Raw genomic sequence first — 21,046 nt, 5'->3', positions numbered from 1 at the left:
ATCATTCTCCAGGCTGGTAGCCGCGGCTTCGCGGTGGCGATCGAAGGGCATGAGTGATGGCGGCGGCGGCGACCGGTGCCATTCGTGCATAGCCCATATCATTTGGGTGGAGGCCGTCACGCGTCAGATCCGCCTCCAGCAACCCGCGTGCATCGGTGAGCGACGCCGCATAATCGGCATAGGAATAACCGCGGTGGCGGGCGAGATCGCGCAAGGCGGCGTTGATCGCGCGGAGCGTTTCGGGCGGGCGTTCCTTCACGACATGGCGCGCATTGTCGGTGTAATCATTGACTGGCAGGATCGACGTCAAAATGACGCGGATACCGCGCGCATCGGCGATGTCCGCCATCGCGGTGATGCTGGCGAGGATCGTCGCGGGTGTCTCGACCTGAAGGAACCCCGATACATCGTTGGTGCCGGCGAGGATGATCACCGCGGCGGGCTTGAGCGCGACCACATCGGGCTCGAACCGGACCAGCATCTGCGCGGTCACCTGCGCGCCGATGCCGCGATTGATATAGGGTTTGTCGGGGAATGCCGACGACAGATTCCACAGGTCGGTGATCGAATCGCCGAGGAAGACGATGCGCCGCTCGCCTCGTGCCGGCGGCGGTAGCGTGGCGTTGGCAGGAGCGTAGATATAACGCTCGCCGAAATCCTGCATCAGTGCCGGTATCAACTTCGCCCGAAACGGTCCGCCCCAAGGTCCCCAGTCTCGCGTTTCGACGACGGCATGGCGCGCCGGGCTGCTCTGATAAGGTGGCGCATCCGCCGCGATCAGCATGGCGGCAAGCAGGAAGAGTCCCGCGCGCTTCATGCCGGAAACACGCCGCTGCGTTTGGCATAGGCGGCGAACAGGGATGGCCAAGCCGAAGCCGGAACCGTCTTGGGGAGCCGCGCGCCGAAACCATGACCGCCCTGGTCGAACGCGTGCAGTTCGGCGGGGCGTTTGGCATCAAGCATCGCTTGATAGAGCGCGAGGCTGTTGGCGATGGGAACGAGCCCGTCGTCACTGGCATGGGTCAGGAAGATTGGCGGCGTATCAGCGGTGACGCGTGTTTCGACCGAAGCGGCGTGGAGCGCTGCCTCGTTCTGCGCCGGGCCGAACAGCATGTCGCGGCTGCCGCCATGGGTGAAGGGCGCCGCCAGACTCACCACGGGATAGATCAGGCCGGCCAGATCGGGTCGCGCCGAAAGGCGGTCGGCGGCGTCGATCGGCGCATATGCCGTTTCCGCATGCCGCGTCGCGAGGCTCCCGGCGAGATGTCCACCGGCCGAAAAGCCGAGCACTGCGATGCGTTTCGGATTGACCCCATAGCTGGCGGCATGGGCGCGGATCAGCCGCACGCCGCGCTGCGCATCAGTCAACGGTACGGTCGCACGATTCGCCCAACCCTCGCCGGGCAGGCGATAAGTGAGGATGAAGCAGGTGACGCCAAGTGCGGTCAGCCAGCGAGCCTGTTCTTCGCCTTCATTATCCCACGAGAGAAAGGCATAGCCGCCCCCGGGAATAAGCATGACCGCGCTGCCGTTAGGTGTTGACGGGCGGCGGACGGTAAGCATCGGTCGATCGACGCCGGTGATCCAGCGATCATTGAAGTCCGCCTTGGTCGAACGCTGTTCGATCTTGCGGATCGGGAGCTTCGCGGGCGCCCCGGGCGCGGTGCCGGGCCATAGCGCGATCGTTTCCTCGGGCTTGTCCTGCGCAAGTAGCGGGGCGGCAAGCGCCGCCGTGGCAAGCCCGGTGATCACGGTGCGTCGCGTGGGGCCGCTCATTTCGGGCACACCGCGCCAGCGGGATCAGTCGCGAGCCGAAGGTCCGAGATCGCGATCGAAAACGGCGCGGTGGCCGTCAGCGCCATTGGCTCGGTCACTGCTGCCATGTTCGCACCCTTGTCGCGGAAGCATTTGAGCGGCACGCGCAACACCTGCCACCCGCTCGTGGCAGAGATGATGGGGGCGATATCCACCTTGCCGCCGCCGAGCGACAGCATGGCCGGCCCGGTCGGCGCCTTTATCGTACGGTAGGTGATCTGCAGGTTGAGATCGCCATTGACCTCACGGACCAGTGCGAGTTCCGGGCCGGTGATTCGTGCCGTGCCCGCCTGTGTCCAGGTGAATTGCACCGCACCTTCCTGCGTGGTCGCACTGTCGGCTGCGCTACGCTCGACACCTGAATCGATCGCCAGTGAGAACGGTGCGGGTACCTTGCCACGCGTGAAGAACAGGCTGGTATTGGCAAGGCTTGAATCGACACCCGCCACCTCACTCAGCGCGGGGACACTGCCCCCCTTGGCGTAGCTGAGGCCATGGCCGAACGCGAACAGCGGATCATAGCCGAGGGCGCCCTTGTTAAGCGTGAACTGTCCGGCGGTTTTGGGCCAGCTATAGGATAGCCGCCCGGTGAAATCGCGCTTGCCGCCAATCAGCACATCGGCGATGCCGGCGCCTTCAGAGCCCGGGAACCAGGCCGCGACGAACGCATCCGACTGGTTCATTTCCGGATTCACCCAGAGCGGACGGCCGGACAGGAAGACGGAGACGGTCGGCACGCCCGCCGCCTTCAGTTTCCTGAGCAGCTCTAGCGCCTGCTTGTCGCCCGCCTCGAATTCCAGCGTGCGGACGTCGCCGCGCATTTCGGCATAAGGCAGTTCGCCGAACACCACGATCGCAACATCGGGTTTGGTCGTGAAGCTGCCGTCGGGCGAGAGCGTCGCGGTACCGCCGCCCGCCTTCACCGCCTCGGCGATGCCGGCGTAAATCGAGGTGGCGCCCGGGAAGTCGGCATTGGTGTTGCCGTCACCCTGCCATGACAGCGTCCATCCGCCGGACTGGCGGCCGACATCGTCAGCGGCGTCGCCCGCGACCAGGATGTTAGCGCTCGCCTTGATTGGCAGCACGCCGCTGTTCTTCAGGAGCACGAGGCTTTTCGCCACAGCATCGCGCGCGACCGCACGGTGCGCGGCCGATCCGATCGTATCGCTCTTCGCTTCCCATGGGCGCGCGGGATCGAACAGTCCGAGCTTCATCTTGACCCGCAGGATGCGGCGTACCGCATCATCGACGCGCGCCTTCGGGATCGTCCCGGCCTTTGCCGCGGCGAGGGTCGTTTCGTACATGCCCTTCCAGCTATCGGGCGCCATCGCCATGTCGAGCCCCGCATTGAAGGTGGCAGGGCAGTCGGTATTGGTGCAACCGGGCAGCTGGCCATGGCCGTTCCAGTCACCGACAACGAAGCCGTCAAAGCCCATCCGGCCCTTCAGCACATCGGTCAACAGGCTCTTGTTGCCGTGCATCTTGATGCCGTTCCAGCTCGAGAAGCTGGCCATTACCGTCATTGTGCCATGGTTGATCGCGTCGGGGTAACCCGCCGCGTGGATACGGATCAGCGTCGCTTCGTCCACCTGCGTGTCGCCCTGATCGATGCCATCCGTGGTGCCGCCATCACCAAGGAAATGCTTGGCGGACGCGGCGACACGGCCGTGCTGGATGCCGCCTTTGCCCGGCAGACCCTGCAGCCCCTCGATCATTGCTCCGGCATAGGAGGCGACGATGACGGGATCTTCCGAATAGCCTTCATAGGTACGGCCCCAGCGGTCGTCCTGCGGCACGGCCAGTGTCGGGCCGAACGCCCAATCGATCCCGGCGGCAGCGGTTTCCTCCGCAGTTACCGCGCCAATGCGGCGGATCAGGGCGGGGTCGCGGGTCGCGCCGAGCGCGATGTTGTGGGGGAAGATCGTAGCGCCGACGATGTTGTTGTTACCATGGACCGCGTCCACCCCGAACATCAGCGGAATGGTGACATGGCCGGGACGCTGCTCCATCGCGACCGCGTTGAACGCGCGGCTCGTCGCGATCCAGGGTGCGGCAGGGGAGCGATCCGGGCTGCCGATCGGCGGTGAGCTGCCGCCCGCGAGGATGGAGCCGAGCGGATAGCGCCGCAAATCCTCGGGCGTGATAGCGCCAATATCTGCCTGGATCATTTGGCCGATCTTTTCCTCGATCGACATTTGCGCCATCAGCGCGGTGACCTTCGCCTCGGTCGCGGCATCGACCAGGCCTTGGCTCTTGCCCTTTGGCCAGAGTGCGGGATGTGCCTCTCCCGCGACGGTCGGCGTCGACTCCTGCGCGGTCGCCGCAATCGCCGTACCGCAAAGCGCGGCTCCCAGCATGGCCCGGTACGCTCGTCCCATCTTCACTCTCCCACGTGCTTTTCAGGCAACATAACCAATTGTTATGCTAGCGCTACCATAAATTGCTCGAAGACCGCTTTAAGACAGGCTGTGCAACGCGCTAACACCTGCTAAATGCGTGCCCATGGTCACGAACCCCCGCAAGCCCCGCGCCGGCTCAGGCCGCCAGAGTGGCGCACCGACGATCGCCGATGTCGCGGCGCTCGCCGGCGTTTCGACAATGACGGTCAGCCGCGTGATCAACGCTGAGAGCAATGTCCGCGCGTCGACGCGGGAGGCCGTGAATGCCGCGATCGGCCAGTTGAACTATGCGCCCAATCGCGCGGCGCGTAGCCTGGCCGGTGCATCGCAACTGCGGCTCGGACTGCTCTATTCCAACCCAAGCGCCGCCTATCTCAGCGAATTCCTCGTCGGCAGTCTCGATCAGGCGGGGCGATCGGACATTCAGCTCATTGTCGAGAAATGCGAGCTTGGCGATCATGAGCGCCGGGTGGTCGAGCGAATGATCGGAAGCGGAATCGACGGCGTTATTCTGCCCCCACCATTGTGTGATTCGCGTAGCGTGCTCGACGTACTGATCGCGGCCCGGGTGCCAACCGTCGTCGTTGCGACCGGCTGCCCCCCCCCCGAATGCGCCGCAATTTCGATCGATGACCGTGGTGCCGCGCAAGCAATGACGCGCCATCTGATCGAACTCGGCCATGCGCGGATCGGTTTCATTACCGGCAACCCCAACCTGACCGCTAGCGGCGAACGGCTGGTGGGCTACCGGGCCGCGCTGACGGAAGCGGGCATGCCGTTCGATGAGGATCTGGTGGCCGACGGCCTGTTCACCTATCGCTCCGGGCTCGATGCGGCGGACGAACTGCTTGAGGGCAAGAATCCGCCCTCGGCGATCTTTGCGAGCAACGACGATATGGCGGCGGCAACGGTCGCGGTGGCGCATCGTCGGGGGCTCGATGTGCCGGGTGACCTGACTGTTTGCGGCTTCGACGACAGTGCGCTCGCGACGACGATCTGGCCCGAACTGACGACGATCCATCAGCCAATTGCGGACATGTCGCGAGCCGCGGTCGAGCTGCTCGCGGCCATGCTGCGCGCCAAGCGGGGCGGTGGCGAGGTGCGCCATGTGACGCTCGATTACACGCTGATCCGGCGTCAATCCGACGCGGCGCCAAGGCGGCGACCACCCGCCCGGACGCGCGGCTGATTATCCCCGGATCGTCATCGTGATCTCGCGGCGCTCGCCGGGGATGAGAATATCCGCTGCGCCGCGATTGACCGCATCGGGCATCGCGCTCACCGGCTCTGCGCAGAAATAGTCTTCCCCCGGCGGTAGATAGAGATGCAGCATCGGCGTGCCTGTAGCCGACAGCGTGATGACCCCGTCGTCGCGCGCGATCGTCGCGCTGCCCGCCCAGCCGGTATAGCAATTGTCGATCAGGTCGCTGCGTATGACCGTCGCTCCGACCGACCAGTCTCCGAACGCTGCTGGTTCGACGTGTTCGGTTGGCAGCAGGCCATCGTCGATCCGCCACACGCCTTTCGCCGTGAAAGCGAGCGTGCGAACACCATCACGGGTGAAATAGGGATGGAAGCCAAGGCTGACCGGCATCGCCCGATCATCGTCACTGGTGATAGCCAATGCGACGTGCAGCCCTCCATCGTCGAGTGCCAACCGTTGCGTCGCTCGATAGCGCCAGGGCCAGGCGGCATCGCCATGGTGCTGATGGACGAGCGTTACGCTCGTCGCATCCATGGTTTCGACCGACCAGCCTGTCAGCCAGCCCACACCGTGTAGTGGGTGCGTCTGGCTGACATGGTTGCGCGGCAACCGATAGTCTTGGCCATCGAACGCGAACGCGCCGTCGGCGATCCGGTTGGCATAGGGAACGAGCGGGAAGCTGGCAAAGGCGAGCGGACCTGTCGCACCTGCGGGTGTCGCGCGCAACATGTCGACCCCTCGCCGGGAGAGCGACGCGATCGTGCCGCCTACCTCGGGGTCAAGTGTCGCGGCCCAGTCGCCGGCGGCGATTCTCATCCCTCCATGTCTTCCAACTCGCGTCCGCGCGTTTCGCTGACCATCGCCTTCACGAAGAAGAACGATATCACAGCCGCGATGGCATAGCCGATATAGGTCACTGCCAGCCCCGGCGAGACGACCAGCGACGGGAAGCTGACCGAGATCGCGGCATTGGCAATCCATTGTGCGAAGCCCGACACCGCAAGCGCCGAGCCGCGGATCTGGTTGGGGAACATCTCGCCCAGCATCACCCACATAACCGGGCCCCAGCTGACGTTGAAGAAGATGACGTAAAGGTTGGCGGCGACAAGGGCGATGATGCCTGAATTGCCTGGCAGCGAGACCGCGCCGCTCGCATCGGTGACCGCGGTCGAGAATGCCCAGGCCACCACGGCGAGCGTCACCGCCATGCCGGCCGAACCGATCAGCAGCAGGGGCTTGCGTCCGATCTTGTCGATCAGCGCGATGGCGAGCAGGCAAGCGCCGATCGAGAGGACGCCCGACAGGATATTGGTCTGCAGTGCATAATCCTCGGTGAAGCCGACCGCTTCCCACAGTGTCGCACCATAATAGAAGACGACGTTGATGCCGACGAGCTGCTGGAACACGGCAAGACCGATGCCGACCCACAGGATCGGGCGGATCTTGCCCGTGCCCTTGTCGATCAGATCCGACAGCTTGGGCCGATGGTGGTCGGCGGCGAGGCTTGCGCGAATCTCGGCCACCTTGCGGCGCGCTTCGGCTGCGCCGAACAATCGGGTGAGAACGCCTTCTGCTTCCGCATCGCGGCCTTTGACCACCAGGTAGCGGGGACTTTCCGGGATGAAGAACAGGGCGATGAAATAGATCGCGGCTGGAATGACCTGCAGCCAGAACATCCAACGCCAGGCCTCATAACCGCCCCACAGGATCGCGGTCGATCCACCTGCGTAGCGCGCGAGCGCGAAGTTCGCGACGAACGCGCCAGTCAGGCCGGAAATGATCATCACCTGCTGAATGCTGGACAGACGCCCGCGCACACTCGCCGGCGTCACTTCGGAAATATAAACGGGGGAGGTGACGCTGGCCGCGCCCACGCCGAACCCGCCGATGATCCGGGCGAAGATGAAGATCGCCGAGGATTCCGCCGCGCCCGCCAACAGCGCGGAGAAGATGAACAGCGCCGCGGCCACCATCATCGTATTGCGGCGCCCGATCAGGTCGGAGAGCCGGCCTGCGCCGAACGCGCCGATCGACGATCCGACCAGGATCGCGCCGACATTGATGCCGATGCCGAGCCGGCCAAGGTCGAACGCCGCCTCCAGTCCCTTTTGCGTTCCGTTGATGACGCCCGAATCATAGCCGAACATGAATCCGCCGATCGTCGCGACCGCGACGACCAGCGCGATGAGCGCCTTGTTGACCTGACCTTGTTCCACGCAATGATCCTCTCTGTTCAGGCGCCTCTTGCGGGCGCTCAGCTATTGGCTCGTGTGACGGGCATTCCCGGTATCTTGACCGGAAAAGTGAAAACATCGCCGGCAAACGGCTGGGCTGCGAGCGCATCAGCGCTCAATCCTTGCCGTGCGGTGGTCGCATAGGCGGTGCGCCCGTCGGGGCCGCCCAGCGCGATCTTGGTGACGTTGGAGACGGGGAAGATTATCTCATCGGTCATGTGCCCGTCGGTGTCGTAACGCCGCGCCGCGCCGCCGCCATAAAAGGCGATCCACACGCCGCCCTCGGCGTCGCAGATCGCGCCGTCGGGATGGCCCTCGTCGCCGGTGAAATGGAGGAAGGTCGCGCCAGCTCCGACATTGCCGGCCGCGTCGATCGGGTGGACGCTGACGCGGCGCGCGAGCGTATCAACATGATAGAGCCGGTCGCCCGCCGGCCCGATCGCGGGGCCGTTGGTGATGACGCACGGGTCGATCCCGGTCTCGCGCACGGCGCTGCCATCGAGCAGGAAGACGCGACCGCTCGGCGCCGTCTCGTCATTGTCCATCGTGCCGAAATAGAGTCGACCCGAGGGATGGACCGCGGCATCGTTGAGGCGGTTGGCGGGCAGATCGGGATCGATCTCGGCGATCCGGTTAAAGATCCCGCTCTCGGGCGAGAAGCGGTGCGGGCCGGACTGCAGCCCTGCGATCAGGTCGCCCTTGGCGGCGGGAAGTATCCAGCCGACAAGTTCGGGCGCGTCCCATTGGTCGAGCGCACCGCTGACCGGCGCGTGGCGATACACGCGACGCCCCTTGATATCGACGAACCACAATGCCCCATCGATCCATACTGGGCCTTCGCCTAGTTCGGCACCGACCGAAAGCAGGTGCGTCGCTTGCATCATCGCCACCCGGCGTCGACGAAATAATCATGGCCGGTGCACATCCGCGCATCGTCCGAGGCGAGAAACAGCGCGAGCGCCGCCACGTCGGCGGGCTGGATGCGCCCGTCCAGGCATTGCGCCGCGACGATCTCCGCCTCGCCTGTGGGCGTGTACCATTGTTCCTGTCGCGGCGTCTGGACGTTGCCCGGTACGATCGTGTTCACGCGGATGTTACTCCTGCCCAGATCCCGGGCGAGCGCGCGGGTCAGTCCCTCGATCGCCGCCTTGGAAGTCTGATAGAGAACAAGGTCGGGCAGTGCGAGGTGCCAGCTGATCGATCCGAAATTGACGATCGCTCCGCCGCCGGCGCGCTTCATTGCCGGGATCACTGCCTTGGCGGCAAAGAACTGGTGACGCAAATTGACGTTGAGACGCTGCTCCCAGATTGCCGGTGTTACGTCGTCGATGGTGTGGCGGTCATCGTTGGCGGCATTATTGATCAGGATATCGACACCGCCGAGCGCGCCCTCCAGCGCCGCCATCACCATCGCGACCTGGTCGAGGTCGGTGAGGTCGCAGCGGTGATAGACGGGGGGGTGAACGGCGTTGTTCGAAAGGCGCGTGGCCAGCGCTTCGGCTTCGCCGTCGGCGATATCGACGAATGCGACGTGTGCACCCTGCGCGACGAATGCCTCGACCAGCCCTGCACCGATCCCGGACGCGCCGCCGGTGATGATCACGCGCTTGTCCCGCAAGGTCGGGTATACCGCACGGGCGTCGGTCGGCGTCGTTTGCTGTAACATGTTGGTCTCCGTCGGCATCACGCCGAGAGCAGCCCGCGGGCCGCCAGATTATGCATCAGGTCACCGATGCCAAACCGCCAGGCGGGCGCATCGCGCGACGTGGTGACGGTGTTGACGAGCGTTCCGAGTTGCGCACTCGAGATCGTCACCACGTCGCCGGGTTTGTGGGTAAAGCCGCGCCCGGGTTCGTCGCGGTCCTGCGTCGGCGCGAAGAGCGTTCCGCAGAACAGGACGAATCCGTCGGGGTAGTGATGTTCGCTCATCGTCTGGGCAAGCAGGTCTTCCGGATCGCGACTGATCTCTCGCATGGTACTCGAGCCTTCGAGGACATAGCCGTCGGTACCGCGGATCGTCAGCGAAACATCGGCGGCGCGCACATCGATCATGGTGAAATCGTCATCGAATAGCCGGATCAAAGGGCCGAGCGAACAGGATGCATTGTTGTCCTTTGCCTTGCCGAGCAGCAGTGCCGAACGCCCCTCGAAATCGCGCAGATTGACATCGTTGCCGAGAGTCGCGCCAACCGCGCGACCGCTTGCATTGGCGACCAGCACCACCTCGGGCTCCGGATTGTTCCAGGTCGAATCCGACCGCACGCCGATCGGCGCGTTCAGCCCCACCGTCGACAGCACCGGTGATTTGGTGAATATTTCCGCATCCGGGCCGATCGCGACCTCCAGATATTGCGACCACATGCCGTCGGCGATCAGCGCTTCCTTGAGCGTCGCAGCCTCGGAAGATCCCGGCACCACTGCGCGGATGCTGCCGCCCAGTGCCGACTCGAGGCGGTCGCGCACGTCGGCGGCGCGCCTATGATCGCCGCGCGCGCGCTCTTCGATCACACGTTCGAGCGCGGACACCGCAAAGGTGACTCCGGCCGCCTTGACGCACTGGAGGTCGATTGGACTGAGCAGATGGGAACAGTCGATCGTGTCGAGATCGCCGATCGCTTCGCCGCCTTCGAACGCGTTCGCTTCGATCAATGCGGAGACGGTGGGGGCGACGCGCGACATGTCGAAGACCGCGCCGGCGCGGACCATGATCGGCAAGGGGCCGTCCCCGATATTGATTCGCCCGACGAAACGGGCCGCGCGCCAGTCGCGCGGCAATGCCTCGGCGAGTGGCAGGTGTTCTATCGACACGTGATCCCCTCCGTTGTGTTAGCGGTATCGTCTATGCCATAGGGGATCGTCAAGGGACGTGTCGAACAGCGATGCGCCGAGAGATACAGAGGGGAGGCGCAAGAAGGTGAGACACCGAATCGGGAGCATGGTCGCGATCGTCGCACTCCTTTGCGGGAGCGGTCCCGTCGTCGCCAAAGAAAATGTCGCTACCCCTTACCGCTGGACCAACGTCGCGGTGGGCGGCGGTGGTTACGCCCCTAACATCATCTTCAGCCAGACCGAACGCGGTCTCGCCTATCTTCGCACCGACATGGGCGGCGCTTATCGCTGGGACGCGACCGCCGGGCGCTGGATGCCGCTGCAGGATGGCAATGCGGTGCCGAGCTATATGGGTGTCGAGAGTATCGCGACCGACCCGCGCGATGCGAATATCGTCTATCTCGCCGCCGGGATGAGTGCGCGCCAGCCTGCCGCAATTTTGCGCTCGGCTGATCGCGGGGCAACATGGCGCGCGACGACGGTGCCGTTCGCGATGGGCGGCAACGAACCAGGCCGTGGCCTTGGCGAACGACTCACGATCGATCCCAACCGGACATCCACACTGTTCTTCGGCTCGCGCCATGACGGCCTGTGGCGCAGCGATGATTCGGGCGCGACCTGGATGAAGGTGACGGGTTTCCCGGTCGCCGGACTGGGGCAGCCGGCCGAGAAGCAGACGCATGGCGGCATCGCGTTCGTCGTTGTCGACCCGATCAGCGGCGAGGCGGGCCAGGGCTCGAAGCGGATCTGGGCGGGGCTGGCCGATCCGGGTGCTGAGCACCTCTTTCGCTCCGACGATGGCGGCAGGAACTGGGCCGCGGTCAAGGGGCCGGCCGCCGATCTGCTGGCCGCCAAGGGGGTGATCGGCGCCGACGGCACGCTCTATGTTGGTTATTCGAGCGGGATCGGCCCCAGTGACGCCAAGACCGGCGCTGTTTGGCGCTTCGCCGCCGACGGGGCCGCGCGCGATATCACGCCGGGCGATTACGGGATGGGGGGCTTCCTTGGTCTCGCTGTTTCCCGCAGCGCGCCGGGTACGGTCGCCGTTTCGACGATCGATCGCTGGAATCCCGGGGACACTGTGTGGGTCTCGCACGATGGTGGTAAGGTGTGGGAAGATGTCGGCACGCGGAGCAGTCGCGACGTGTCGGCGACGCCTTATCTGCTGCATGAGGGCAAGGGCGCCGACTTCGGCCACTGGATCTCGGGGCTGGCGATTGATCCGTTCGATGCGAATCATGTCGTCTATACCACCGGTGCGACCGTCTATGTGGCGGACGCGCTGAAACCGACTGGCCCGATCGTGTGGAAACCATGGGTGAGGGCCATCGAGCAGACCGCGATCATTACACTCGCTTCGCCGACCGGTGGCGCGTCGCTGATCTCGGGTTTCGGCGACCTTGCCGGCTTCGTCCATACCGATCTCGATCGGTCACCAGCACCGACCTTTATTGATCCCTATCTGTCGAACACCAATAACATCGACTATGCTGGCCGCGCGCCGAACATCGTCGTTCGCAGCGGCAGCCTTTACGCCGATCGCCCGCGCGAGGCGACGCTCGGCTGGTCGGACGACGGCGGAACCACATGGCATCCGCTCAAGGCGCCGGCGATCCGCCCGGCCGACGGTCAGCCTGGCAAGCGTTACGATCTTGAGGGCGACGCCGCGGTGATCGTCTCGGCCGATGGCGTGACCTTCATCGTCTGCACGCCGGTCCCGCTCGTCACGCGCGACCGCGGTCGGACCTGGGGATTGGCGCAGGGGTTGAGGCTCAACGCCCGGCCGGTTGCCGACAAGGTCGATGCTCAGCGTTTCTATTCGGTCGATTTCGATCACGACGCACTGCTCGTCTCGACCGACGGCGCGAAGAGCTTCGCTCCGGTCGCTGGCGCAGGGCTGCCGCCGCAACTCTGGCCCGGCAAGGTCTATTGGCGCGAACAGCAATATCGGCTGGTCGCGTCGCCATTCGCCGCCGGGGATTTGTGGTTCCATGTCGGCGATGTGCTCTACCACAGTGTCGATGGGGGACGCCGGTTCGTGCAGGCGAGCGGCAAACTGAAAGTCGAACTGTTCGGGCTCGGCAAGGCCGTGGTGGGTGCATCGACGCCGGCAATCTTTGCGGTCGGCACGATGGGGATACAGCGCGGCATCTGGCGCTCGGTCGATGGGGGCACGGACTGGACGCGGATCGATGACGACGCGCATCGCTGGGGCGGGCGCTACCGGGTAGTCTCGGGCGATCCGCGTATCGCGGGCCGCGTCTATCTGGGCACGGACGGGCGGGGGCTGTTCTATGGCGACCCGGCGGGAGGAGAGAAATGATGAAGCTAGTCGCGGCCGCCTTGCTCGCGGCACTGCCATGCACGGCTTTGGCGCAGCAGGCGACGCCAGTGCCGAAGATCGTTTCGAAGAATGGCCGTCACGCGCTGATCGTTGATGGCGCGCCGTTCACGATCCTCGGCGGGCAGGTCAATAATTCGAGCAACTATGCCGCGCCGCTCGAGGCTGCCTGGGCGGTCCTCGACCGGGTTCACGCCAATACGGTCGAGGTGCCGATCGCCTGGCAACAGGTCGAGCCGGTCGAGGGGCGGTTCGACCTGTCTTTTCTCCAGACGCTGCTCGAGGCTGCGCGCAAGCATGACAAACGGGTCGTATTGCTGTGGTTCGGCACATGGAAGAACACTTCCTTCGCTTATACACCCGACTGGGTGAAGCTCGACAACCGCCGCTTCCCGCGTATGAAAACCAGGGATGGCAAGGACCATGGCGTGCTGAGTGCCCATGGTGCGGCTACGCTTGCCGCCGATCGGCGCGCTTTCGTGAAGGTGATGGAATATCTGCGCGATCATGACGCGCAAAACACCGTGATCCTGGTTCAGCCCGAGAACGAAACCGGCAGCTATCGCAACCCGCGTGACTATTCGGCCGCTGCAAATGCGTTGTTCACCGGGCCGATCCCGGCGGTGCTCGCGGCGCGGACCGGTAAGCGCGGCACCTGGACAGAGGCGTTCGGCGCGCAGGCGGATCGTGCCTTTAACAGCTGGTATGTCGCATCCTATGTCGATGCGATCGCGGCGGCGGGCAAGGCGATCAAACCACTGCCGATGTACGTCAATGCGGCGCTGGCCGGCCCGTCGAACGTGCCCGATCCCGATGGCGTGGCAAGCGGTGGGCCACAGCAGGACGTGCTCGACATCTGGAAGGCGGCTGGGCCGAATATCGATTTCGCCGCACCCGACATTTATGACCGGGCGAGCGCGAATGTCGTCCAGTATCTCGACAAATATGCCCGTCCGGACAATGCGTTGATGGTGCCAGAGATCGGCAATGCGCGCGAATTTCACCGCTTTTTCTACGCCGCACTGGGGCGTGGCGCGATCGGCTATGCGCCGTTCGGGCTCGATGCGACCGGCTATTTCAACTACCCGCTCGGCTCGAAGGATCTCGACGACGCAACGCTCGAACCGCTTGCGCTGCCCTATGCCGCGATCGGGTCGATCATGCGTGATTGGGCGCGGATCGCCTTCGAGCATCCGACATGGGGAGCGGCGAAGCCCGACGATGGCACCACTCAGGCGACGGTGATGGGCGACTGGACGATCGCCGCGTCATGGGGCGAGTGGCAGTTCGGCATGAAGGACTGGACCTGGCTCAAGTCCGAACCCGCGCCATGGGGTAAGGATCCGATCGGCGGCGTTGCGGTTGCCCAGCTTTCGACAGACGAATTCCTCATTGTTGGCGACCATGTCCGGCTCAATTTCGGGACGGCCGACGGTAAGCCGAACGGTCTGGTCGTTCGCGTCGAGGAAGGTGTTTTCCGCGACGGCAAATGGATCATGGCCCGGATTTGGAATGGCGATCAGACCGATTATGGAATCAATCTGCTCGACCGGCCACAGATATTGAAGATCACGATGGGGCGTTACCGCTGAGGCGCCTGAGAAACGGATGAAGGGGATGAATATGAAAAGAGCAATCATCGCTGCGCTCACGCTTGGTAGCGCTATCGGAACGGCACAGGCGCAAACGTGGCAGAAGACGACGGATGGCGTGGTGGTGACGCCTGCCGACGGTCCGGCGGCGCGCGTCGAGCTCTCTGTCCATGGTGAGGGCATCGTCCATGTCGTGGCGCTGCCCAGGGGGGGGGAGGGCATCACCCGCACGCCCAGCCTGATGGCGCCCAGTCCGCCGGCCGCCGGGCCGTTCACTGTCGCCGAGACAAAGGGTCATGTCGTGGTCAAGGCGGCGAAGGCTGTCGCCGATGTCGATCTGACGACCGGGCAGGTTCGCTTCCTCGACGCTGCCGGCCGCGTTCTCCTTGGTGAAAGCGCGGCACCGGTGTTCCGGCCGACAACGATCGACGGCAAGGCGTTCGTCGCCGTCTCGCAGCAGTTCAATCGCGGGACCGATGAGGGGCTTTACGGCCTCGGCCAGCATCAGAATTCGCAGATGGATTATAATGGCGAGGACGTCGAACTCGCCCAGCACAATATGGACATCGCCGTCCCTTTCGTCGTCTCGACGAAGAAATACGGCCTGCTGTGGGACAATGACGGGATCAGCCGCTTTGGTAATCCCAAGCCCTATACGCTGGTCGGCGAGGGGATGAGCGTGTCCAGCGGCGGCAAGGCCGGCTGGAAAGCGGAGTATTTCCTCGACGGCAAATCCGCCGTGACGCGGCAGGAAGCGACGATCGACTATCAGTTCCTGAAAGATCAGGGGAAATGGCCCGAAGCGGCCAAGGCGAAGACGGTCGCCGCGACCGGCGGTCAGAACACTGCCGGCAACGCCGTGCAGAAGCAGACTGTGGTGTGGACCGGCGACGTGCTGCCGACCGCGACCGGAACGCATAAGTTCCAACTCTATGGCTCGAGCTATTACAAACTTTATGCCGACGGAAAGCTGGTGCTGGATCGCTGGCGGCAGAACTGGAACCCTTGGTACGCCAATTTCGAACTGCCAATGACCAAGGGCAAGCCAGTCGCGATCCGCATCGAATGGGAACCCAATGCGGGCTATATGGCGCTGCTTCACAGCGATCCGCTGCCTGCGCCCGATCGCCATTCGGTGTGGCTGACCAGCGACGTGGCACTGGCCAAGAATTACTGGTTCGTGCCCGGCGACACCATGGATGGTGTGATCGCGGGCTACCGCCAGTTGACTGGCAAGGCGGAGATGATGCCCAAATGGGCCTATGGCTTCTGGCAGTCTCGCCAGCGCTATGACACGTCGAAGGAAATTACCGACGTTGTCGAGAAGTACCGCTCGCTGAACATCCCGCTCGACAATATCGTCCTCGACTGGCGCTACTGGCGCGACGACGACTGGGGCAGCCATCGCTTCGATCCGACACGCTTTGCGGATCCCAAGGCGCTGATCGACCAGGTCCATGGCGACAATGCCAATTTCATGATCTCGGTCTGGCCGAAATTCTATCCGACCACCGACACCTACAAGGAACTGACCGCCAAGGGGCTCACCTATCAGGGCAATCTTCGTCAGGGGAATACCGACTGGGTCGGGCCAGGGTACAAGAGTACCTTCTACGATCCCTATGCGCCCGAAGGACGCCGCATCTTCTGGAAGCAGGTCGAGGACAGGCTGGCGGCGTTCGGCGTCGATGCATGGTGGGCGGATGCGAGCGAGCCCGACATGCATTCGAACCTGTCGATCCCGGAGCGGATCGATACGATGGGGCCGACAGCGATGGGGCCGGCGGCGCAGTTCTTCAACAGCTACCCGTTGATGAACGCGCGCTCCTTCTACGATGGATGGACCAGCTATAAACCCGATGTGCGGCCGTTCCTGCTGACTCGTTCGGGCTTTGGCGGCTTGCAGCGTTATGGCGCCGCGATCTGGTCGGGCGATGTGGCGAGCCGCTGGTACGATCTGCGTGCGCAGATTTCCGCAGGCGTGAACGCGTCGATGTCGGGCATTCCCAACTGGACCCATGACATTGGCGGCTTTGCGCTGGAAGATCGCTATTCGACCAAGACCCCGACCGCGGCCAATCTCGACGAATGGCGCGAACTCAATCTGCGCTGGTTCCAGTTCGGCGCCTTTTCCCCGCTGTTCCGCAGCCATGGTGAATTCCCGTATCGCGAAATCTACGAGATCAGCCCCGAAGGCTCGCCGATGCGTGCCTCGATGGTGTGGTACGACACGCTACGCTATCGCTTGATGCCCTATATCTACACGCTCGGCGCCGATACCTACGTGAAGGACGGCAGCATCATGCGCGGCCTGGCAATGGATTTCCCCGCCGATGTGAAGGCGCGGCGGATCGACGACCAATATCTGTTCGGCGACGCGTTCCTTGTCGCACCGGTCACCGACTACAAGGCGCGCACCCGCAGCGTATATTTCCCCGGCGTTGGGAACTGGTACGACTTCTCGACCGGCAAGGCCTATCGTGGCGGTGCCCGCGCCATGGTCGATGCGCCGTTCGAACGCATGCCGCTGTTCGTGCGCGCGGGCGCGGTGGTGCCGATCGGGCCAGTGACTCAATATGTCGACGAGAAGCGTGATGCGCCGCTGACCATCGCGGTCTATGCCGGCGCAAATGGCAGCTTCTCGCTGTACGAGGATGACGGGCGCAGCGAACGGTACAAGACCGGCGCGTTCAGTCGTATCCCCATGACCTATGACGACCGCAGCGGCGCGGTCACGATTGGTGCGCGCGAAGGAGCTGGCTGGACGGGCATGCCCGCGACGCGGACGATCCGCGTGAAGTGGGTCTCGCCGGGTAAGCCAGTGAGCGATGACAATGGCTATGATGCCGAGGTGACTTATACGGGCGCTGCGGTCACCGTCAGAAAGCGCGGATGATGCCAGGTGGGTGGCATCGGCGCGGCGTGCTTGCCGGTCTCGCCGCGATGCCGGCGATGCCCGCGCTGGCGCGTCGCGGCGTCGTCGAGACGGGGCCGGTCCAGCCGACCTGGCCCTCGCTCGTCGAGCATTACCGCTACCCCGACTGGTTTCGTGATGCGAAGTTCGGGATCTGGTCGCATTGGGGCCCGCAATCGGTGCCGGAGCAGGGGGATTGGTACGGCCGGTTTCTCTATATGCAGGGGCACCCGATGTATCGACATCATCTGGAAACATACGGCCACCCCGCCGATACGGGCATGATGGAGATCCAGAATCGCTGGACCGCCGATCGATGGGATCCGGATGCGCTGATGAAGCGCTTTGTGAAAGCCGGGGCGAAATATTTCGTCTCGCTCGCCTGCCATCACGACAATCTCGATTGTTATGACAGTGCTCATCACGCCTGGAACAGTATGCGCGTCGGGCCGAAGCGTGACGTGGTTGGTATCTGGGCGAAGACGGCGCGGGCGGCGGGGCTTCGCTTCGGTGTTTCGAACCACGCCTCGCATGCCTGGCACTGGTATCAGCCCGCTTATGGTTACGATCCCGAGGGGCCGCGTAAGGGCCAGCGCTACGACGCCTATCGGCTGACCGCGGCGGACGGGCGCGGCAAATGGTGGCAGGGGCTCGATCCGCAGGCGCTCTACACCGGACGCCATATGGTTGCGCCCGACGGGCTCGACACGATCGCAGCGATGGACGCCTGGCATACCGCGCATGACGGTCAATGGATCGAAACCGCGCCGCCGGGCGACGCGCGTTATGCGCGGCAATGGCTGTTGCGACAGGCCGATCTGGTCGAGAAATATCGCCCCGATTTCTGCTATATGGACAATTATGAATTGCCGTTCGGCCCGATCGGGCTGGCGGCGGCTGCGGATTACTACAACCGCTCCATTCGCTGGCATGGCAAGGTCGATGTTGTCCTGACCGCCAAGCAGCTGAAACCCTATGCGCGGTTCGGGCTCGTGCAGGATGTCGAGCGCGGCTTTTCCGACCGGTTGTGGGAAGAGCCGTGGCAGACCGACACGTGCATCGGCGACTGGTTCTACAATCGCGCGCGCTTCACCGACCGCAGCTACAAATCAGCCGAGGATGTCGTCCAGCGGCTTGCCGATGTCGTCTCGAAGAACGGCAACCTGCTGCTCTCGATCCCGCAACGCGGCGACGGCACGATCGATGCGGAAGAGGAGCGTATCCTCGACGACCTCGCGGGTTGGATGGCGGTCAATGGCAGCGCGATTTTCGGCTCACGGCCATTCCATGTCTATGGTGAGGGGCCGACGCAATTGGCAACCGGCATGCAGAATGAGGGCGCGTTCAAGGGCTTTGATGCACGCGATGTGCGTTTTACGGTTAAGGGCGGTGCGCTTTACATATTCTTTCTCAAGCCGCCGCGCGGCAGGGCCGCCATCGCCGCATTGGGCAGCAAGCGCTGGCAGGCGCAGGTCGAGCGCGTCAGCGTGCTCGGCAGCGGACAGATCGAGTACGGGCGCAGCGCCGACGCGCTCGAACTGGATATGACCAACAGCCCCGATTTCGTCCCGGTGGTGCGGATCGACGGGCGCGGAATCGTGCCCGCATGAGCAACGGGCACGCGGGGATAGTATGAACGCCATATCGATAGCCTATGGTCGACCATAGGCGGCGTGCTCGGCCGTTTGGTTTCGCCCTCCGGGTTCACCGGAACTGTGGCGGTCGAATAGATCATGGCAAATATCCTGGTTTCGAGTTGCTGCGCGCCTGGGCCTTAGGCTGTGATTTCGGCAGCGAATTCACGATAGGAGCGCAGCGGGCGACCCAGCAGCGCGGTGAGGCGATCGACGTCGCCGGCGGCGGGGATCATGCCCTCGGTCTGAAAGCGCTCGGCCATCAGGCGCATGTCGAAAGCCATCCAATCGGGCGCGAACTGGCGCAGGTTCTGCTCGAATCCGGCATTGTCGTCGCCTGGCCAGACGATCGGGCGGCCAAGAACTTCGGTCCAAATGGCGGCGATGTCCGCACCCGTCAGAGTGTCAGGGCCAACGAGCGTGATCCGCTCGAGCGGAAGCGGCGCGCCGGCTTGCTCGCGACGGATGAGCTCGATCGCGGCGATTTCACCCAGGTCGCGCGCGTCGATCATGGCGAGGCCCTTGCTGCCGATCGGCATCGGGTACACGTCGTGGCCGGTCACGACATCTTTGATCGTGATGTCGTTCTGGATGAAATAGGCGGGGCGCAAGATCGTGGCGCTGAGGCCCATCTGCTCGATCATCCGCTCCACGGCGAACTTGACCGCGAAATGCGGCACGTTGACGTAGAGATCGCTGTGGATCACCGACAAATAGACAATCCGCTCGATGCCGGCTTCGCGGGCGAGGTTTAGCGTGATGAGCGCCTGGGTGAATTCGTCGGCTGCCACAGCATTGAGCAGGAACAGCGTCGAGACATCCGAGAGCGCGTCGCGCAGCGAATCCACATCGAAAAGGTCTCCCTGAACGATGGCCACGCCCGCCGGAAGGTTGGCTTTCGCGGGATCGCGGACGAGCGCACGCACATCTGCACCGCGATTGATGAGCTGCTCAACGACGTGGCGGCCGATATTGCCCGTGGCGCCGGTAACGAGGATGGTCATGGGATAACTCCTGGTTGATGCCAAAATGGCTTTCCGAAAATTAGTGATCCACATCCGTACTGGTAGACGCTATATTCAGGACACTTCGTCTCACTGGTGGAACACATGAATCTGCTCGCACTTTCCGACTTCAATCTCGTCGCCCGGCACGGAGGATTTGGACGGGCCGCGCGCGCCTCGGGACGCCCAAAGGCCACGCTGTCCCGTCGGGTTTCGGAACTCGAGAACAGTCTGAATCTGCGGCTGTTCGAGCGCGGCACGCGCGCGCTCAAGCTGACGGAGGAGGGGCGCGCGCTGCATCAGCGAACTGGCGCATTGCTCACCGAGCTCAGTGAGACGACGGCTGCCATCACTTCTGGCGGAGATAAACCTAGCGGGCGATTGAGGATAAGTGCGCCGTTGCTGTTCTCCCAGATCGCGATGGGAAAGCTTGCCGCCGGGTTCGCCGCCCGATTTCCGCAGATACGGCTTGAGGTGACCACCGAAGATCGGCCGGTGGACATGATCGAGGAGGGCTATGATCTTGTGATCCGGGTCAACCCGGATCCGGACGAGAGCCTCGTCGGGCGCGCCTTTCTGCGCGATCGGCTTGTCGTGGTAGCGAGCCCTTCTGTCTCCCGGCCGACAGATGGGGCGGCGGCTCCTGCCGTCGTTCGCGGATCGTTCGAGCAAACCGGAGACTGGAAGGTGAAGACCCCGGATGGAGCGCTGCACATCGCGGTCGAACCGGTTCTCTGCGTATCATCGATGATCATGAACCGCGACGCGATCCGGGCTGGGGCCGGCGCTGGACGCCTTCCCGTGTCGCTTGTCGGCCATGATCTGGCTGCCGGGACACTGGTGCATTGGGGTGACATCGAGGGGCCGGACATCGCGTTATGGGCACTCTATCCATCGCGCCGCTTGCTCAGCGCCCGCGTATCGGCGTTCCTCGATTATCTCAAATCGGCCTTCCCGACGGGAGCGCCGGAAGAATTGACGGCGTTTATCAACGAGTGACGAGGGGCATGATTCTGGATTCTCCAGCCCGGACATCGAGTCCACTACCGAGCGCGAAGCAGTCTATCTGTTACGAATTGC

General features: G+C 64.0%; 15 protein-coding genes. 6 read left to right on the top strand and 9 right to left on the bottom strand.

The window, feature by feature from the left end:
* Position 1: 1 nt before the first annotated feature.
* Genes G4G27_RS11205 through G4G27_RS11195 form a run of 3 tightly spaced genes read right to left on the bottom strand, consistent with a single transcriptional unit; the run spans position 2 to position 4,193 of the window.
* On the bottom strand, positions 2 to 817 hold the full coding sequence (locus G4G27_RS11205) for a GDSL-type esterase/lipase family protein (protein WP_183113390.1): 816 nt from the start codon (positions 815 to 817) through the stop codon (positions 2 to 4).
* Positions 814 to 1,776: an alpha/beta hydrolase gene (locus tag G4G27_RS11200; RefSeq protein WP_183113389.1), complete on the bottom strand. Its 963-nt coding sequence runs from the start codon at positions 1,774 to 1,776 to the stop codon at positions 814 to 816. Before G4G27_RS11200 ends, G4G27_RS11205 begins: the two co-directional genes overlap by 4 nt.
* A complete protein-coding gene (locus G4G27_RS11195; RefSeq protein ID WP_244624653.1) occupies positions 1,773 to 4,193 on the bottom strand; it encodes a glycoside hydrolase family 3 protein in 2,421 nt (806 codons plus the stop codon). Before G4G27_RS11195 ends, G4G27_RS11200 begins: the two co-directional genes overlap by 4 nt.
* A 124-nt stretch (positions 4,194 to 4,317) precedes the next feature.
* Here G4G27_RS11195 and G4G27_RS11190 point away from each other — a divergent pair, with 124 nt between their 5' ends.
* A complete protein-coding gene (locus G4G27_RS11190; protein WP_183113388.1) occupies positions 4,318 to 5,403 on the top strand; it encodes a LacI family DNA-binding transcriptional regulator in 1,086 nt (361 codons plus the stop codon).
* On the opposite strand, the gene G4G27_RS11185 is transcribed toward G4G27_RS11190, so the two are convergent.
* From G4G27_RS11185 to G4G27_RS11165, 5 genes are read right to left on the bottom strand one after another with little or no spacing between them, the layout of a single operon-like run.
* Positions 5,404 to 6,234, bottom strand: a complete 831-nt coding sequence (locus G4G27_RS11185) for an aldose 1-epimerase (RefSeq protein ID WP_183113387.1) — start codon at positions 6,232 to 6,234, stop codon at positions 5,404 to 5,406.
* Positions 6,231 to 7,634: a sugar porter family MFS transporter gene (locus G4G27_RS11180; RefSeq protein ID WP_183113386.1), complete on the bottom strand. Its 1,404-nt coding sequence runs from the start codon at positions 7,632 to 7,634 to the stop codon at positions 6,231 to 6,233. The genes G4G27_RS11185 and G4G27_RS11180 overlap by 4 nt, the downstream gene beginning before the upstream one ends.
* A gap of 38 nt (positions 7,635 to 7,672) precedes the next feature.
* Complete coding sequence (locus G4G27_RS11175) at positions 7,673 to 8,533, bottom strand: SMP-30/gluconolactonase/LRE family protein (protein ID WP_244624652.1); 861 nt, start codon at positions 8,531 to 8,533, stop codon at positions 7,673 to 7,675.
* Entirely contained in the window at positions 8,533 to 9,318 is a 786-nt protein-coding gene (locus tag G4G27_RS11170; RefSeq protein WP_183113384.1) for an SDR family oxidoreductase, read from the bottom strand. The genes G4G27_RS11175 and G4G27_RS11170 overlap by 1 nt, the downstream gene beginning before the upstream one ends.
* A 17-nt stretch (positions 9,319 to 9,335) precedes the next feature.
* The gene (locus G4G27_RS11165; RefSeq protein ID WP_244624703.1) at positions 9,336 to 10,358 is read right to left on the bottom strand and encodes a fumarylacetoacetate hydrolase family protein; all 1,023 of its coding nucleotides are present in this window, start codon (positions 10,356 to 10,358) and stop codon (positions 9,336 to 9,338) included.
* A gap of 208 nt (positions 10,359 to 10,566) precedes the next feature.
* Here G4G27_RS11165 and G4G27_RS11160 point away from each other — a divergent pair, with 208 nt between their 5' ends.
* The 4 genes from G4G27_RS11160 to G4G27_RS11145 are packed head-to-tail and all read left to right on the top strand — an operon-like array spanning position 10,567 to position 18,938.
* Positions 10,567 to 12,804: a hypothetical protein gene (locus G4G27_RS11160; RefSeq protein ID WP_244624651.1), complete on the top strand. Its 2,238-nt coding sequence runs from the start codon at positions 10,567 to 10,569 to the stop codon at positions 12,802 to 12,804.
* Complete coding sequence (locus G4G27_RS11155; RefSeq protein WP_183113383.1) at positions 12,804 to 14,414, top strand: DUF5597 domain-containing protein; 1,611 nt, start codon at positions 12,804 to 12,806, stop codon at positions 14,412 to 14,414. The genes G4G27_RS11160 and G4G27_RS11155 overlap by 1 nt, the downstream gene beginning before the upstream one ends.
* A gap of 31 nt (positions 14,415 to 14,445) precedes the next feature.
* Positions 14,446 to 17,310, top strand: coding sequence for a TIM-barrel domain-containing protein (locus tag G4G27_RS11150; RefSeq protein ID WP_183113382.1), 2,865 nt, complete (start codon positions 14,446 to 14,448; stop codon positions 17,308 to 17,310).
* Positions 17,310 to 18,938: an alpha-L-fucosidase gene (locus G4G27_RS11145; protein WP_183113745.1), complete on the top strand. Its 1,629-nt coding sequence runs from the start codon at positions 17,310 to 17,312 to the stop codon at positions 18,936 to 18,938. The genes G4G27_RS11150 and G4G27_RS11145 overlap by 1 nt, the downstream gene beginning before the upstream one ends.
* Positions 18,939 to 19,102: 164 nt before the next feature.
* On the opposite strand, the gene G4G27_RS11140 is transcribed toward G4G27_RS11145, so the two are convergent.
* Positions 19,103 to 19,966, bottom strand: coding sequence for an NmrA/HSCARG family protein (locus tag G4G27_RS11140; RefSeq protein ID WP_183113381.1), 864 nt, complete (start codon positions 19,964 to 19,966; stop codon positions 19,103 to 19,105).
* A 105-nt stretch (positions 19,967 to 20,071) separates the two neighbouring features.
* Between G4G27_RS11140 and G4G27_RS11135 the strand changes: the two genes are divergently transcribed.
* On the top strand, positions 20,072 to 20,965 hold the full coding sequence (locus tag G4G27_RS11135; RefSeq protein WP_183113380.1) for a LysR family transcriptional regulator: 894 nt from the start codon (positions 20,072 to 20,074) through the stop codon (positions 20,963 to 20,965).
* Positions 20,966 to 21,046: the final 81 nt, after the last annotated feature.

Source organism: Sphingomonas sp. So64.6b, assembly GCF_014171475.1.
Taxonomy (GTDB): Bacteria; Pseudomonadota; Alphaproteobacteria; order Sphingomonadales; family Sphingomonadaceae; genus Sphingomonas; species Sphingomonas alpina_A.
The sequence above is the reverse complement of the archived record's forward strand: the minus strand, read 5'-3'. Positions and strand labels throughout refer to the sequence as shown.